Origin of the sequence: Actinoallomurus vinaceus (genome assembly GCF_039542055.1) — a bacterium.
Lineage (GTDB): Bacteria > Actinomycetota > Actinomycetes > Streptosporangiales > Streptosporangiaceae > Actinoallomurus > Actinoallomurus vinaceus.
Window position 1 is genome coordinate 56268 of sequence record NZ_BAABHK010000004.1, and the last position, 14609, is coordinate 70876.

Consider the following 14609-nt stretch of genomic DNA (forward strand, 5'->3'; position numbering starts at 1 on the left):
TAGGGTCCTTTTCGTCCCTGTTCGCACGTCTTGAGGGCGCCCATGCTCACCACGTTCCGCGCCGCGGTCGCCGTCGTGCTGCTCGCGGGCTTCTACGTTCTCGTGGCCGCCTTCACGGCCGGGACGGTCGTGTTCGACTTCTACGCGGTGAAGTACGGCCACGCGGGCGGCTTCAAGGTCGCGGCGCTGGCCACGCTGGGGGTCCTGGCGATGCTGCGCGGCGTCTTCGTCGTGGGCCGCCGCAAGGCCGAGGAGCAGCCCGGCGTCGCCGTGTCGCCCAACGACGAGCCCGAGCTGTGGCGGACGGTCGCCGAGCTCGCCCACCAGGTGAACACGCGGGTGCCCGACGAGATCCGCCTGGTCCCCGAGGTGAACGCGGCGGTCGGCGAGAACACCCGGCTGCTCGGCCTGATCCCGGGCCGGCGGTACATGTACATCGGCATCCCGCTGATGCTGAGCCTCACCGCCGACGAGATGCGCGCCGTGCTCTGCCACGAGCTCGGGCACTACGGCGGATCGCACACCCGCCTCGGCGGCATCACCTATCGGGGCCGTATCGCGCTGATCCGCACGATCGAGCGGCTGCGCGACCACGCGATCATCCGTACGGTCTTCCTGCTGTACGCCAAGCTCTACCTGCGCGTGTCGCAGGCGGTGTCCCGGCGGCAGGAGCTGGAGGCCGACGCATCGGCCGTCGCGGTCGCCGGGCGGCGGCCGATGGGCGACGCGCTCCGGAAGGTCCGCGCGAGCGCCGCGGCCTGGGACTTCTACCTCGCCTCGTACTGCTCGCTGATCGGGCCCGCCCAGGCGCGCCCCGCCGACCTGTTCGCCGGGTTCTACACGCTGCTGCGGGAGCCGAGCCGTCAGGAGGAGCTCGCCAAGGTCGTGAACGCCCCCGAGGAGCGCTCGCCGTACGACTCGCATCCGAGCCTGGCCGAGCGCCTCGCCGCGATCGCGGTGCTGCCGGAGCCCCACGTCCGTCCCGACCCGCGCCCGGCGCTGGCGCTGCTGGCCGACCCGCAGCGCGCCGCGGTCGCCACGCAGGCGTCGATGCTCACCGACGAGGCGCTGCGCCTGCCCGTCCTGGAGTGGCCGCAGATCGTCGAGCGGGGCCTGTTCACCGGGGCGAACGCCGAGGCGATGAAGGACGTCTTCACCGCGGCGGCCCAGGCGGCGAACACCCCGCAGCCGACGGTCGACACGGTGCTGCGGATCCTCGCGGGCGGCGGCTCCGGCGACCTCGGCACCCGCCTGCGGATGGCGGGCTGGCAGGGCGACGGCACTCCCGCCCTCGTGGCCCGCGTCGTCGCCCGCGCCTTCGAGGGCCTGCTCATCCAGGCGGGCCGCGCCCGCTACACCTTCTCCTGGTCCGACGTCGCCCGCCTGCTCGACGGCAACGGCGCCGAGGTCGACCTGACCGATCTCGTACGGCGCGCGGTCGACGATCCCGGTCAGGTGAACGCTCTCTACGAGGGCCTGATGCGCCTCGGCATCACCCCCGCGTCCGCGCCGGCGCCGGTCTCCGGCGGGATGGTGCCGCCACCCGCCGGAGTAGGGGCCTGACGGGCGTCCGGGGGCAGGGCCCCCGATGCCCTCGCCGCTCATGACCGGACGTCGTTCCACACCGGGCTGGAGAGGAAGTAGGTGTCGTAGAGCTCCTGGACCTCCAGGAGGCTCTGGGGCGGCACCTTCCCGTAGGCGATGCGCTCCAGGTGGCGGAAGTACTCGAACCGCTCGACGCCGGGCGTGATGACGATGAGGATGTCGGCGTCCTCCCCCGGCGCCGCGGCGAAGGCGTGCGGGGCGTCCGGCGGCACGACCACCAGGTCCCCGCGTTCGGCGGTGACGACCTGGTCGCCCGACAGGAGCTGAGCGGTGCCGTCGAGCATGTAGAACAGCTCCGCGGACTTTCCGTGCCGGTGCGGCTTGGCGCCGTCCGCGCCGTTCGCCAGGGTGACCCGCTGGGTCGACAGCGCGCCGCCGGTGGAGCTGCTGTCGGCCAGCAGCCGGATGGTGGTGGGGGCCTGGCCGATCACCTCGGCCTCGGCGGAGCGGACGACGACGGCCTCATTGAAGTCGGGCGTGATCAGGGACATGGGGCTTTCTCCTCTTCGGGGCGGGTTGGAAGGTCTCACACGGCGAACAGCAGGGCGGCGCTGATGAGCACGGTCACGGCGGTGGCGAAGTGGATGCCGAACGCCGCGGCCTTGGTTCCGCCGTGGCGCAGGACGATGAGGGTGTCGCCCAGGGGAGCGATCGCCACCGCGAGCATGTACCAGCCGACGGCGTGCGCGTTCGAGAAGGCGAGCAGGGCCGCGCCGATGGCGCCGTAGGTGAAGTCGCGCACCCCCTTGATGGTCAGGTACGCGGGGTCGCCGTCCTCCTTGGCCGGCACGCCGTAGCCGGCGGCAGCGGGCCGGGGGACCACCAGGAACCGCAGGCCGATGAAGGTGATGAGGGCGACGAGAACGATGGCGAGTCCGTAGGCGATGGGGGTGAGCATGAGGATCTCCGTTTTTGCTAGCAGCGCTAGGAACGAGATCGACACTAGCAGAGCGTTGGCAGCTTGGCTAGCGGTGCTAGAATTCGGGTCATGTCGATCCAGACGCGCCGGGAGCGCGAGCGGGCAGAGCGGGAACGGTTGATCGTCACGACGGCCCGGGAACTGGCCGAGTCCGAGGGCTGGGACGCGGTGACCACTCGCCGGCTGGCCGCCGAGATCGAGTACAGCCAGCCGGTCCTCTACAGCCACTTCAAGGGCAAGGACGCCATCATGGCCGCCGTCGTGGTCGAGGGCTTCGCCGACATGGCCGCCGAGCTGCGCGCGGCCCGTACGGCGGCGCCCGATCCGCGGCAGGCTCTGGCGGCCGTCGGCGCGGCGTACGCGGCCTTCGCCGAGCGGCGGCCCGCACTGTACGACGCGATGTTCACGCACGCCGTCGACCTGCCGTTCGCCACCCCCGAGGCGCCGCCCGCCCTGAAGGCGGCGTTCGGCGAGCTACTGGAGGTGGTCCGGCCGCTGGCGGGTGACGACGATCTCCCGGCGCTGGCCGAGACGTTCTGGAGCGGGCTGCACGGGCTCATGACGCTGATGCGCAGCGGCCGCCTCCGCCGCGAGGATCACGACAAGCGCCTGGCCATCCTCATCGGCCGCTTCTCGGGCTGAGCCTCTTAAGAGCGGGCAACGGAGCAATTCTGCCAAAGGTCGCAGATCCGCATCACGGACCTCGATACCTCAGAGAATCGTTCTGACGCGCCCGGGTGCGGTCGGGCCGCCCGACCACACCCGGGGCTCACGAACACCGTCAGATGGGCTTGATCCAGAGAATGTACGGCGGGGCGCCGCCGTCGTGCGTGCACATGTAAGCCCAGCCCTCGCGGTGATACTGCTGGCCGGCATCAATGCACTGGGATTGCGAGTTGTAACGCGCGACGGCCTTCCAGTCAGCCGCCTGAGCAGGTGCGCTCAGACCGGCGACCGCCACGATGGCGAGCCCGGCGCTCACGGCTGCCGTACGCAGGCGCATTTGCCTCTCCCTCCTGTCGGGGATCTCGGGAATCGGGTCACCGATCACTCCGTCCGGCAGTGATCACCCGACCCACTGTGGCGCGCTCGAAGATCGCCCCAGAGGTAGGCGAGCAAGGCCGGTCTGACCAAAATGATCTTGACGCGACGGATACACAATGCCTGCGGGAAGCCCTGTCCGCAAGGGATTCGGCTGCCCGGATTCCGGCCGCTTCCTGACCCGGAGTTGACTCCCCGGCGGCCGTTCCCGCCCTGGGCGGCGGGGCGGGAACGGCCGTGGGGCTCTCCCTCCTCGGTGGCCTCCGCGTCAGCCTGTGAATCCCTTGAAGATGTTGGTGAACTCGTACGTGCTCTGGCTGATGCCGCTGCACGTCGGCGAGACCGAGCCGTTCGGGCAGCCGCCGTTGTCGCGGCCGACGGACCAGAAGCCGATGTACCCGACGTGGTTGGTCTGGGCGTAGCTCAGCACCTGGCGGGCGATCGCCTGGGTGGTGGTCGGGCCGGTGTCGTTCTTACCGATCATCGGGGTCAGGCCGAGCATCCGCTTGAGGTCGGCGTCGCTCTTGCCGGTCCAGATCTGCTTCATCTGGCCGAGCGTCGCGTTCGCCGCCGAGATCAGGGCGTCGCCCCACGACCCGGAGTACCCGAAGTCCATGAGCATCGGGTTGACGGTGACGTTGAGGCCACGGGAGGCGGCGTCCTGCAGGATCTGCACCGAGAACGGGTCGACGCCGTAGTCCTGGGCCTGCACCCGCAGGGTGTACGTGACGGTGGTCCCGCGTTCGCTCTGCAGTTGCTTGAGCGCGGTGTTGACCTGCGCGACCGGGATCGACGCCTCGACGTCCACGTCGATGTGGTTGCTGCCGACGGCGTCGAGGGCCTTCTTGTACGCGGCGAGCAGCGCGGCGGAACTGCCGCAGGTGTTCTCCAGGTACGGCCCGTTGGCGCCGCCGGTGGCCACGGTGACGTCGCCTCCGACGCTCTTGAGGTCGTTGACCTCGCCGATGACGCGGGAGTCGTTGAGGGCGATCGTGCCGCCCCAGGACGGGTTGCAGCCGGTGCTGTCCGCGAGCGCGAACGCCAGGGTGAAGTGCTTCTGGCCGGTCGCCGTGGCCACGTCCTTCAACGTCGGGGTGGCCATCGTGATGTCGACGTACGGCGAGAACACGCCGGCGCCGCCACCGCCCCCGCCGCCGCTGTCGGTGGTGGCGCTGACCGAGGCGCTGGAGGCCGAGAGGTTCCCGGCGGCGTCCTTGGCCCGCACCGTGAAGGAGTACGAGGTCGAGGCGCTCAACCCGGTGACGGTGGCGCTGGTCCCGGACACCGTCGTGGCGAGAGAAGAGCCCTGGTAGACGTCATAGCCCGTGACGCCGACGTTGTCGGTCGAGGCCGTCCAGGACAGCGACACGCTCGACGACGTGTGGCCGGTCACCGTCAGTCCGGTGGGCGTGGTGGGCGCCTGTGTATCGGAGCCACCGCCTCCGCCCCCGCCGCCACAGGCCGCGCCGTTGAGCGTGCAGCCGGTCGGCGTGCCGCTGCCCGAGGCCACGAACCCGAACGTCGTCGAGGCACCTGCCGCGATCGAGCCGTTGTAATCCCGGTTCGTGAACGTGTAATGCGACCCCGACTGGGTCAGCAACGCGTCCCAGTACGTGCCCACCGACGACCCCGAGGGCAGATCGAACGCCACCGACCACCCGTTCAGCGCCGACGAGCCATTGTTCGTGATCGTGAACTGTGCCTGATAGCCGCTCCCCCAATCCGACGTCTTGGCGAACGTCGCGGTGTTCGCCGCCGCGTACGCCGGCACGGCCGTCAGCAGGACGGCCAAGGGCAGTAGCAGCATCCCGAAGATCAGGGACGCGATCTGAGATCTCTTCAAGGCGGGGAACCTCTCTCGTGGGATGGTCCGGCTCCCGGCCGCGTCGGCGGGGTGACAACGACCGGGAGCCGGCGCTCAACCGGTGAACTGGCCGATGATCTTGGCGAAGTCGTACGGCTGCTGGGTGACGCCGCTGCACTTGCCGTCCACCCAGCCCGTGGTGCCGGTGCACTGGCGGTCGCGGTTCAGCGCCCAGAACGACAGCCGGCCGAGATGGTGCTGCTGCGCGTAGCCGAGCAGCGTGCGGAAGGTGTCCTGCGTGAACAGTTCGCTGGGCTGGTCGGTGTGGCCGTTCATCAGGATCAGGCCCGTCCGGGCGTAGACGGTGGCGTCGGACAGGTCGGGGCGCAGCGTCGCCAGCTGGGCGTGGGCGGCCTCCATGACCTTCTGGACGTCGGCGGCCATGGACGCGGCCGGGCCTCCGTAGTCGAACACCATCACCGCGTACATGTCGATGTCGGCGCCGTTGTCCTTGGCCCGCTGGATCTCGGCCTTGTCGAGGTCGCTGAGGCCGACGGTCGTGACCGGCATCGTCAGGGAGACCTCCAGCTTCTTCCCTGCCGCCGCGGCGTTCTGCTTGAGGATCTTGATGGCCTGGAAACGCCGGGTCTCCCCCGCGGCGTCGCCCAGGTCGTCGCCCTCGATGTCGAAGTCGACGTGGGTGAGCGTGTACTTGTCGATCACCTGCTGGTACGCCTGGGCCAGCGATGAGGCGTCGGAGCAGGCCGCGCCGAGTTCGAGGCCGTTGTAGCCGCCGAAGGAGACGGCGACATCGCCGCCGGCCGCGCGTACGGCGTCCACCTGCGCCTTCACGGCCGTGTCCGAGGACACCGTCAGCGCCGCGTCGCCGTCCCAGGTCGGGGTGCAGCCGCCGCCGTTCGGGGCGAGCACGAACGCGAGGACGAGCGAGTTCACGCCGCTGCCGGAGACGATGGCGGAGATCGGCTGCGGGTCGTTGTCGAGCGGCATGAAGTACGGGGCCGCCCGCAGTCCTCCGGACGGCGTGGTCCCGCCGGCGTCGGTGGTGGCGGTGACGGTCGCCGAGAACGCCGACGCGTTGCCCGCGGCGTCCTTGGCCCGCACCTTGAAGGAGTACGAGGTCGAGGCACTCAACCCCGTGACCGTGGCGCTGGTCCCCGACACCGTCGTGGCCGAAGACGCGCCCTGATAGACCTCATAGCCGGTCACACCGACGTTGTCCGTGGAGGCCGTCCAGGACAACGACACGCTCGAGGACGTGTGCCCGGTCACCGTCAACCCGGACGGAGTGCTGGGCGCCTGCGTGTCCGAACCGCCGCCCCCGCCGTCACACGAGCCGTCGTTCAGCGTGCAGCCGGTCGGCGTGCCACTGCCCGAGACCACGAACCCGAACGTCGTCGACGCACCCGCCGCGATCGCACCGTTGTAGTCCCGGTTCTTGAACGTGTAATGCGAGCCGGACTGGGTCAGCAACGCATCCCAGTACGTACCGACCGACGAGCCCGAGGGCAGATCGAACGCCACCGACCACCCATTGATCGCCGACGAACCATTGTTCTTGATCGTGAACTGGCCCTGATAGCCGCTGCCCCAGTCGGACGTCTTGGCGAACGTCGCGGTGAGCGTTCCGGCGGCTCGGGCGGGTCCGCGGCTGACGACGCCGAGGACGAGGAGACAGGCGGCGAGGATGGTCAGGGCACGTGGGCGAGCACGCACGGGTCCTCCTTGCGGGGCACCCGCGCACAGGCGCGGGCGGGGTCGCGTCCGGCAGTAGGAACCCTGTCGCTGTCGTCGGGCGAGCCCCCGGCGGCGTACGCCTGCGCCTTACGTGAAGCGGCAGTCGCTCCGAGTGGACCCGATGTGAACGACGCCCGTCAATACTCTTAAGAAAGTTTCCTTTTAGTTATGGAACGGTGCCGGCGGACCGCTCGTCAGTGGCTAGACCAGAGCACCGACGACGTGACCGGAATGCCTGATCGAGCGGTCCGAAACGCGGCACCTCGGGTGATCAGTCGATGTTCCGGGCGAGCAGGTCCGGGTGGTCCGGGTCGATGTGCCAGCTGTTGACCCGTCGTGGGTGGATCCGGATGACCTCATTGCTGAAGAAACCCGGCGCCAGGGGAGGCTCCTCGACGGCGAGCGTCTCGGCGCGGCCCCGGATCTCGACGCCCCGCCCCCAGCCGGGTTTGACCGCCCCCGGCTCGTCGGGCGTCATGTCGTCGACCACGAACGCGACCACGGGGTTGGACCGCGCGTTGCGGTACTTCTGGCTGGCGCTCAGCTTCGGGCCGCCGATGTCGATCGTGTCGTCGTCGTTCAGCCGGAAGCCGACCGGCCGTACCTGGACGGTGCCGTCAGGGGCGACGGTCGCCAGGCGGCCGAGCCCCTGTCCGGTCAGATATGCGCGTTCCCTGTCGGTGAAGACCATGCCCCCGACGCTAGAACCTCGAGCAGGCTTGAGGTCAATCAGGAGTCGCCGCGCCAGCGCCCGATGAAGACGTAGTACAGGTAACCGCCGGTCTCGCGGACGATGTAGTTGAACTGGGTGTCGCGGCTGCCGACGGTCGGTCCGCTGCGGGTCGGGGAGGTGACCGCCTTGATCCCGTTGTCGTCGGCCATCGTCCGGCTGCGGAGCGCGTGCCAGGGGTCGGTGACGATGACGGCGGTGTGCCAGCCCTGCCGCTTGTACTCCTTCCCCACGTCGATCATGCTCTGCAGGGTGTCGCTGCCGCTGCGCACGGCCACGATCCGGTTGCTCGGCACGCCGTGCTTGGCGAGCCACGCCTTGCCGGTGCCGGCCTCGGTGTAGTTGTCGCCGGGCTGCTTGCCGCCGACGGTCACGATGTGCGGCGCGACGCCCTCGCGGTACAGCTTGAGCACGTGCAGCAGCCGCCACTCCAGGACGGGCGAGGGCACGCCGTTGTACTGCGCCGCCCCCAGCACGATGATCGCGTCGGAGTGCCGGTGGTCGTCCTGCCGCGCGACCCACCAGACGCGGAATCCGGCGAACAGCGGCGTCCCGATGATCAGTACCAGGAGCAGATAGACGGTCCGGCGCACCCACCGCCAGCGCGAGCGACGCCGCGGCGGTTCTCCCCCGCCGCCCGAACCGTCGCCGGACGGCTCGGCGCGCCCCGTACGGCCGCGCGAGGGTCGCTGGAGGACGCTCGTCTCGGACGGCTCCTCGCCGGCCGCGCCACCGGAGAGGACACTCGTCTCGTACGGCTCCTGGTCGGCCGTACGGCCGCCCGAGGGGCGTTCGAAGACGCTCGTCTCGGACGGCTCGTCGTCGGCGGCGGTACCACCCGAGGGGCGCCCGAGGACACTCGTCTCGTCGTCCGACGCATCCTGGGGGCCGCCCGCGCGCGGGCGGCCGGGCAGGTCCTGACGCGTGGGGTCCGGCCGCCACTTCGGCAGGTCGCTGCGGGTGCGCGGCGACTCGGCCGGGACGCCGGACGCGTCCCGGCCGAGCTCGACCGTGGGCTCGACGCCGTCAGACCGCTCGGTGATCGCTCCTCCGTCTCGCACGACCCGTTAGACGCCGTCGGACGGGTCGGTGGTTCTAGGAGGTTTCCGGTGGATCCACCGGACGCCCCCCTAGCGGCTGTCGCTTTCCGCCGACTCTATAGCGGCCCGGCCGGCCTCCAGCCGGGCCACCGGGACGCGGAAGGGCGAGCAGGACACGTAGTCCAGGCCGACCTCGTGGAAGAAGTGCACCGAGTCCGGGTCGCCGCCGTGCTCGCCGCAGATGCCGAGCTTGAGGTCCGGGCGGGTCTTGCGGCCCTTCTCCGCCGCGACGCGGACGAGGCGCCCGACGCCGTCGACGTCGAGGGTCTCGAACGGCGAGACACCGAAGATGCCCAGTTCCAGGTAGCGGCTGAAGAACGCCGCCTCGACGTCGTCGCGTGAGAATCCCCACGTCGTCTGGGTGAGGTCGTTGGTGCCGAAGGAGAAGAACTCCGCCGCCTCGGCGATCTGCCCGGCCGTGAGCGCGGCGCGCGGCAGCTCGATCATGGTGCCGATCGGCGCCTCGACACCGACCTCGCGCAGCACCTCCTCGGCCTGGTCGCGGATGAGCTCGAGCTCCTGGACGGCGACGACCAGCGGGATCATGATCTCGGGACGCGGGTCGCGGCCGGCGGCCTTCTGCTCCGCGGCCGCCTCGGCGATCGCGCTCACCTGCATCGCGAACAGGCCGGGGATGACGACGCCGAGGCGTACGCCGCGCAGGCCGAGCATCGGGTTCTCCTCGTGGAGCCGGCGTACGGCGTCGAGGAGACGGCGCTCGTCGTCGGAGGCGTCGCCGGTGGCCACCTTGACCGACAGCTCGGTCAGGTCGGGCAGGAACTCGTGCAGCGGCGGGTCGATCAGCCGGATCGTCACCGGCTGCCCGTCCATGGCCTCGAAGATCTCGGCGAAGTCCTGCTTCTGCAGCGGCTTGAGCGCGTCGAGGGCGGCCTGCCGGTCCTCTTCGCCCTCGGCGAGGATGAGGTCCTCGACGAGCCGCCGCCGGTCGCCGAGGAACATGTGCTCGGTACGGCACAGGCCGATCCCCTTGGCGCCGAACCTCCCGGCCCGTGCGGCGTCGGCCGCGGTGTCGGCGTTGGCCCGTACGTCGAGGCGGCGGCGCGCGTCGGCGTGGGTCATGAGCCGGTGGACGGCCGCGACCAGTTCGTCGCCGTCCTCCAGGGAGAGCGTCCCCTCGAAGTACTGCACGACCGGGGAGTCGACGACGGGGACCTCGCCGAGGTAGACCGCGCCGGAGGATCCGTCGATCGAGATGACGTCGCCCTCGGAGATCGTCACGCCGGCGGGCCCGATCACCTTCCCGGCCCGTACGTCGACCTCGAGCTCCTCCGCCCCGCAGACGCAGGTCTTGCCCATGCCCCGGGCGACGACGGCGGCGTGCGAGGTCTTCCCGCCCCGGGAGGTCAGGATGCCGCGCGAGGCGATCATGCCGTCGAGGTCGTCGGGGTTGGTCTCGCGGCGGATGAGGATGACGTCCTCGCCCTGCGCGGCGAGTTCGACGGCGCGGGCGGAGGAGAAGACGGCCTTGCCGACCGCCGCGCCGGGCGAGGCGTTCATGCCCTGGGCGATCTTCTCGGCCTTCGCGTCGTCGGCGAACCGGGGGAACATCAGCTGCACGAGCTGCTCGCCGGTGACCCGGCTGACCGCCTCGTCCTCGTCGATGAGGCCCTGCTCGACGAGCTGGCACGCGATGCGGAACGCCGCCGCGGCGGTGCGCTTGCCGACGCGGGTCTGCAGCATCCACAGCTTGCCGCGCTCGATGGTGAACTCGATGTCGCACAGGTCGCGGTAGTGGTTCTCCAGCGTCTCCATGATCTGCAGGAGCTCGTCGTAGGAGCGCTTGTCGATGCGCTCCAGCTCCGCCAGCGGCACGGTGTTGCGGATGCCGGCGACGACGTCCTCGCCCTGGGCGTTCTGGAGGTAGTCGCCGTAGATGCCCTGCTGGCCGCTCGCGGGGTCGCGGGTGAAGGCGACGCCGGTGCCGGAGTCCATGCCCAGGTTGCCGAAGACCATGGCGACGATGTTGACCGCGGTGCCCAGGTCGGCGGGGATGCGCTCCTGGCGGCGGTACAGGATGGCGCGGGGGGCGTTCCAGGACTCGAACACCGCCTTGACCGCCAGGTCCATCTGCTCGCGCGGGTCGGTCGGGAAGTCGCGGCCGACCTGCTCGCGGACGATGCCCTTGAACGTCTGCACGAGGCCCTTGAAGTCGGCGGCGTCCAGGTCGAGGTCGTTGCCGACGCCCTTGGCGCGCTTGGCGTCCTCAAGTGCATCCTCGAAGTGCTCGCCGTCGATGCCGAGCACGGTCTTGCCGAACATCTGGATGAGCCGCCGGTAGGAGTCCCAGGCGAAGCGCTCGTCGCCGGCCCGCTCGGCCAGACCGTGCACGGACTCGTCGTTGAGACCGACGTTGAGGACGGTCTCCATCATCCCCGGCATGGAGAACTTCGCGCCGGACCGTACGCTCACGAGCAGCGGGTCGTCGGCCTGGCCCAGGCGCTTGCCCATCTTCTGTTCGAGCGCCGCGAGGTAGCGGTCGATCGCGTCGTCCAGCCCGTCCGGAACGGCTCCGTGCTCGAGGTAGTGCCGGCACGCCTCAGTGGTGATCGTGAACCCCGGCGGGACGGGAAGGCCGAGATTGGTCATCTCGGCCAGGTTCGCGCCCTTGCCCCCCAGCAGGTCTTTCAGGTCCTTGTTGCCCTCGGTGAAGTCGAACACGTACTTCGGCATGGGACGCTCTTTTCTCCTCCGGTCCACGCTGAATGCGGCGACTCTACCCAGCTCTCGGTGAGACGATCGTCACTGTCAGCGTCCGTCGGCGTTTGCGCAGCTCAGCACCCCTAGAGTGGTCTATTCCAATACCGACATTCCCCCCATTCCGCCCAATAGCCCTCGGGGGGCGGCACCTCGGCCGTCCAGATGTGCGTACCGCCGCACGGCTGGGGGATGATGTGCCGATGAGGCCGGTGACCAATCCTGGGGCAGGCGAGGCGTTCGCGCCGATCGCCGATTATGGGTTCTTGTCCGACACCGAGACCACCGCGCTGGTGGCCCCGAGCGGCAACATCGAGTGGATGTGCCTGCCGCGCATGGACTCCCCCAGCGTGTTCGGCTCGCTGCTCGACCGCGACGCGGGCTACTTCCGGGTCGGGCCCGCCGGCGTCGAGGTGCCCGCGGCCCGCCGCTACATCCCCGGCACGATGGTGCTGGAGACCACCTGGTGGACCCCCGGCGGCTGGCTCGTCGTCCTCGACACCTTCCTGATGGGGCCGTGGCACCACGAGGACCAGCGGTCGCACACCCATCGCCGCGCCCCGACCGACTACGACGCCGACCACGTGCTGCTGCGGATGATCCGCTGTGTGAACGGCCAGGCGCAGGTGCGCCTCGACTGCATGCCGATCTTCGACTACGGCCGGGACGCCGCCCGATGGGAGCACACGGGTGCGGGCTACCACGAGGCTGTGGCCAAGGGCAACGGCCTGGAGCTGCGGCTCACCAGCGACCTGAACATCGGGTTCGAAGGCTCCCTCGCGACCGCCCGTACGCTCCTCAAGGAGGGCGACACCCGCTTCGTCGCGCTGTCGTGGAGCGAGCACCAGCCGCCGCAGTCGTACGAGGAGGCCCACGAGCGGCTGACCTGGACCGTCCACCACTGGCAGCACTGGCTGGACCGCGGCCGCTTCCCCGACCACCCCTGGCGGGCGCACCTGCAGCGCAGCGCGCTCACGCTCAAGGGCCTGACGTACGCGCCGACGGGCGCGGTCGCGGCGGCGGCGACCACCTCCCTGCCCGAGACCCCGGGCGGCGACCGCAACTGGGACTACCGCTACACCTGGATCCGCGACTCGACGATGGCCCTGTGGGCCTTCTACACGCTCGGGTTCGACTGGGAGGCCAACGACTTCTTCCACTTCATCACCGACATGGCCGAGGCCGCCAACGGGCACCTGCAGATCATGTACGGCATCGACGGCCGTGCTGAGCTGGAGGAGGCCACGCTCGACCACCTCCACGGCTACGACGGGGCGCGTCCCGTGCGCATCGGCAACGGCGCGTACGTCCAGGAGCAGCACGACGTCTGGGGCGCGATCATCGGCTCCATCTACCTGTACGTCCGCAAGCGTGACCGCCTCGACGACCGGCTCTGGACGATAATCGTCAAGCAGGTCGAGGCCGCCCTGGCCAACTGGCGCCTCCCCGACCGGGGCATGTGGGAGGTGCGCGGCGAGCCGCAGCACTTCACCTCGTCCAAGCTCTTCTGCTGGCTCGCCGCCCACCGCGGCGCCCAGCTCGCCCACGTCCGCGGCGACAGTGAGCGGGCGGAGCGCTGGCAGGACGCCGCCGACGAGATGCACGCCGACATCCTGGAGAACGCCGTCGACGAGCGCGGCGTCTTCGTCCAGCACTACGGCACGAAGGCGCTCGACGCGTCGGTGCTGCTCATCCCGATGCTCGGCTTCCTGCCGCCGGACGACAAGCGGGTCCGCGAGACGGTGTTCGCGATCGCCGACGAGCTCACCCAGGACGACCTCGTCCTCCGCTACCGCGCCACGGAGACGGACGACGGGTTCGACTCCGAGGAGGGCACCTTCACGATCTGCTCGTTCTGGCTCGTCTCGTCGCTCGTGCTGATCGGCGAACTGGACCGTGCCAAAGCGCTGTGCGAGAAGCTGCTGTCGTACGCCAGCCCTCTGCAGCTGTACGCCGAGGAGATCGACGCGCACAGCGGCCGCCACCTGGGCAACTTCCCGCAGGCGTTCACCCATCTCGCCCTGATCAACGCGGTGATGCACGTGATCCGCGCCGAGCAGGCGCAGCGCGAGGTCCCGATGATCTGACCGCCGCCGGCCGGGTTCGTCTCCGGACCCGGCTGGAAAGGGCCGAATTCTCGAACATAACAGATTTCGCAAAGCCTCAGAAAGGGCTTAGTTGCGGCCATAAGCGGGCATTGACCGCACAGAACCGCGAATCCTACGGTCGGGGTCCGGCCCCGCCAGGCCCCGGCGGCCCGGTCTCCGGTTCACCCGGACACCGGGCCGCATCCATCTCCTGCTGGGCGCGGCGGTCGGTTCCGCATGCCGGAGCATCGCGGGTGGACCGGCTCTCCGGAGGCGCACCGTGTCCGAGGGCGACCTCGACTCTGAGGGTTGCGGCTGTTGTCTGTTCGGGTTCCTCGCCGTGGCGGCGCTCGTCCTGACGGTCGTCAGTTCATGCGCCGGCTACAGCGGGGAGCGATCCGACGACCCGTACTTCCACCGGGCGCACTGCTCCCCTCCCGTGGGGTCGGTACAACCGGAACAGGTCGTCATCACCTCCTGGGGCGTGTCCCAGCGCTGCGTGGAGACGGTCCGCTTCCCCGTCGTCTTCGTCGACCGGCTGACCGACCGTCCGGTGACGCTGTGCCTGGGGCGGGCCGGCGTCTGCGCGAGCGGTCACCGCTCCCCGTTCCCCGGGGAAAGGCTCACCCTGCACCCAGGCGAATCCGGAAAGATCGACTTCCCGGCTGGCACCGTCCTCCACGGGTGGTTCAGCTTCGGCCGCACCTACCCCGTCACGGTGACCCCCGTCCCCGGCATGCCCACCTCGACCGGCTTCGACGTCGTCGTCCGCGTTCGCAGCCAAGATCCACCGTCCAGCCCCTGAGCCCGCTTCCACCAAGGAGGGCGACGGCCGATGAGACCGACCCCGATC

General features: G+C 70.1%; 12 protein-coding genes. 4 read left to right on the plus strand and 8 right to left on the minus strand.

Features of this window, described 5'->3' with window-relative positions; genetic code table 11:
* The first annotated feature begins 42 nt into the window (after positions 1 to 42).
* Positions 43 to 1563, plus strand: coding sequence for a M48 family metallopeptidase (locus tag ABEA24_RS15425; RefSeq protein WP_345431507.1), 1521 nt, complete (start codon positions 43 to 45; stop codon positions 1561 to 1563).
* A gap of 38 nt (positions 1564 to 1601) precedes the next feature.
* Here the strand turns inward: ABEA24_RS15425 and ABEA24_RS15430 are convergent, their stop codons facing one another.
* Entirely contained in the window at positions 1602 to 2096 is a 495-nt protein-coding gene (locus tag ABEA24_RS15430) for a cupin domain-containing protein (protein WP_345431508.1), read from the minus strand.
* Positions 2097 to 2131: 35 nt separating this feature from the next.
* On the minus strand, positions 2132 to 2503 hold the full coding sequence (locus ABEA24_RS15435) for a DUF4267 domain-containing protein (RefSeq protein WP_345431509.1): 372 nt from the start codon (positions 2501 to 2503) through the stop codon (positions 2132 to 2134).
* A gap of 90 nt (positions 2504 to 2593) precedes the next feature.
* Between ABEA24_RS15435 and ABEA24_RS15440 the strand changes: the two genes are divergently transcribed.
* A complete protein-coding gene (locus tag ABEA24_RS15440; protein WP_345431510.1) occupies positions 2594 to 3166 on the plus strand; it encodes a TetR/AcrR family transcriptional regulator in 573 nt (190 codons plus the stop codon).
* A 139-nt stretch (positions 3167 to 3305) separates the two neighbouring features.
* Here the strand turns inward: ABEA24_RS15440 and ABEA24_RS15445 are convergent, their stop codons facing one another.
* The 6 genes from ABEA24_RS15445 to ppdK form a co-directional block, all read right to left on the minus strand.
* Positions 3306 to 3527 (minus strand): hypothetical protein, encoded by a 222-nt coding sequence (locus ABEA24_RS15445; RefSeq protein ID WP_345431511.1) that lies wholly within the window; start codon positions 3525 to 3527, stop codon positions 3306 to 3308.
* A 306-nt stretch (positions 3528 to 3833) separates the two neighbouring features.
* A complete protein-coding gene (locus ABEA24_RS15450; protein ID WP_345431512.1) occupies positions 3834 to 5408 on the minus strand; it encodes a cellulose binding domain-containing protein in 1575 nt (524 codons plus the stop codon).
* Between the two features lie 75 nt (positions 5409 to 5483).
* The gene (locus tag ABEA24_RS15455; protein ID WP_345431513.1) at positions 5484 to 7103 is read right to left on the minus strand and encodes a cellulose binding domain-containing protein; all 1620 of its coding nucleotides are present in this window, start codon (positions 7101 to 7103) and stop codon (positions 5484 to 5486) included.
* Between the two features lie 292 nt (positions 7104 to 7395).
* The gene (locus ABEA24_RS15460; RefSeq protein WP_345431514.1) at positions 7396 to 7815 is read right to left on the minus strand and encodes a PPOX class F420-dependent oxidoreductase; all 420 of its coding nucleotides are present in this window, start codon (positions 7813 to 7815) and stop codon (positions 7396 to 7398) included.
* A 38-nt stretch (positions 7816 to 7853) separates the two neighbouring features.
* Positions 7854 to 8915, minus strand: a complete 1062-nt coding sequence (locus ABEA24_RS15465; RefSeq protein ID WP_345431515.1) for a YdcF family protein — start codon at positions 8913 to 8915, stop codon at positions 7854 to 7856.
* A 69-nt stretch (positions 8916 to 8984) separates the two neighbouring features.
* Entirely contained in the window at positions 8985 to 11645 is a 2661-nt protein-coding gene (gene ppdK, locus ABEA24_RS15470) for a pyruvate, phosphate dikinase (protein ID WP_345431516.1), read from the minus strand.
* Between the two features lie 227 nt (positions 11646 to 11872).
* Between ppdK and ABEA24_RS15475 the strand changes: the two genes are divergently transcribed.
* Together ABEA24_RS15475 and ABEA24_RS15480 are read left to right on the plus strand one after the other, a co-directional pair.
* Positions 11873 to 13756, plus strand: coding sequence for a glycoside hydrolase family 15 protein (locus ABEA24_RS15475; RefSeq protein WP_345431517.1), 1884 nt, complete (start codon positions 11873 to 11875; stop codon positions 13754 to 13756).
* A gap of 280 nt (positions 13757 to 14036) precedes the next feature.
* Positions 14037 to 14561 carry a hypothetical protein gene (locus ABEA24_RS15480; protein WP_345431518.1) on the plus strand — a complete coding sequence of 175 codons (525 nt, stop codon included), beginning with the start codon at positions 14037 to 14039 and terminating at the stop codon, positions 14559 to 14561.
* The last annotated feature ends 48 nt before the right edge of the window (positions 14562 to 14609 follow it).

Excerpts from the sequence above, each read along its gene's own strand:
- ABEA24_RS15425 (WP_345431507.1), top strand. The coding sequence starts at position 43 with ATGCTCACCACGTTCCGCGCCGCGGTCGCCGTCGTGCTGCTCGCGGGC.
- ABEA24_RS15430 (WP_345431508.1), bottom strand. The coding sequence starts at position 2,096 with ATGTCCCTGATCACGCCCGACTTCAATGAGGCCGTCGTCGTCCGCTCC.
- ABEA24_RS15435 (WP_345431509.1), bottom strand. The coding sequence starts at position 2,503 with ATGCTCACCCCCATCGCCTACGGACTCGCCATCGTTCTCGTCGCCCTC.
- ABEA24_RS15440 (WP_345431510.1), top strand. The coding sequence starts at position 2,594 with ATGTCGATCCAGACGCGCCGGGAGCGCGAGCGGGCAGAGCGGGAACGG.
- ABEA24_RS15445 (WP_345431511.1), bottom strand. The coding sequence starts at position 3,527 with ATGCGCCTGCGTACGGCAGCCGTGAGCGCCGGGCTCGCCATCGTGGCG.
- ABEA24_RS15460 (WP_345431514.1), bottom strand. The coding sequence starts at position 7,815 with ATGGTCTTCACCGACAGGGAACGCGCATATCTGACCGGACAGGGGCTC.
- ppdK (WP_345431516.1), bottom strand. The coding sequence starts at position 11,645 with ATGCCGAAGTACGTGTTCGACTTCACCGAGGGCAACAAGGACCTGAAA.
- ABEA24_RS15475 (WP_345431517.1), top strand. The coding sequence starts at position 11,873 with ATGAGGCCGGTGACCAATCCTGGGGCAGGCGAGGCGTTCGCGCCGATC.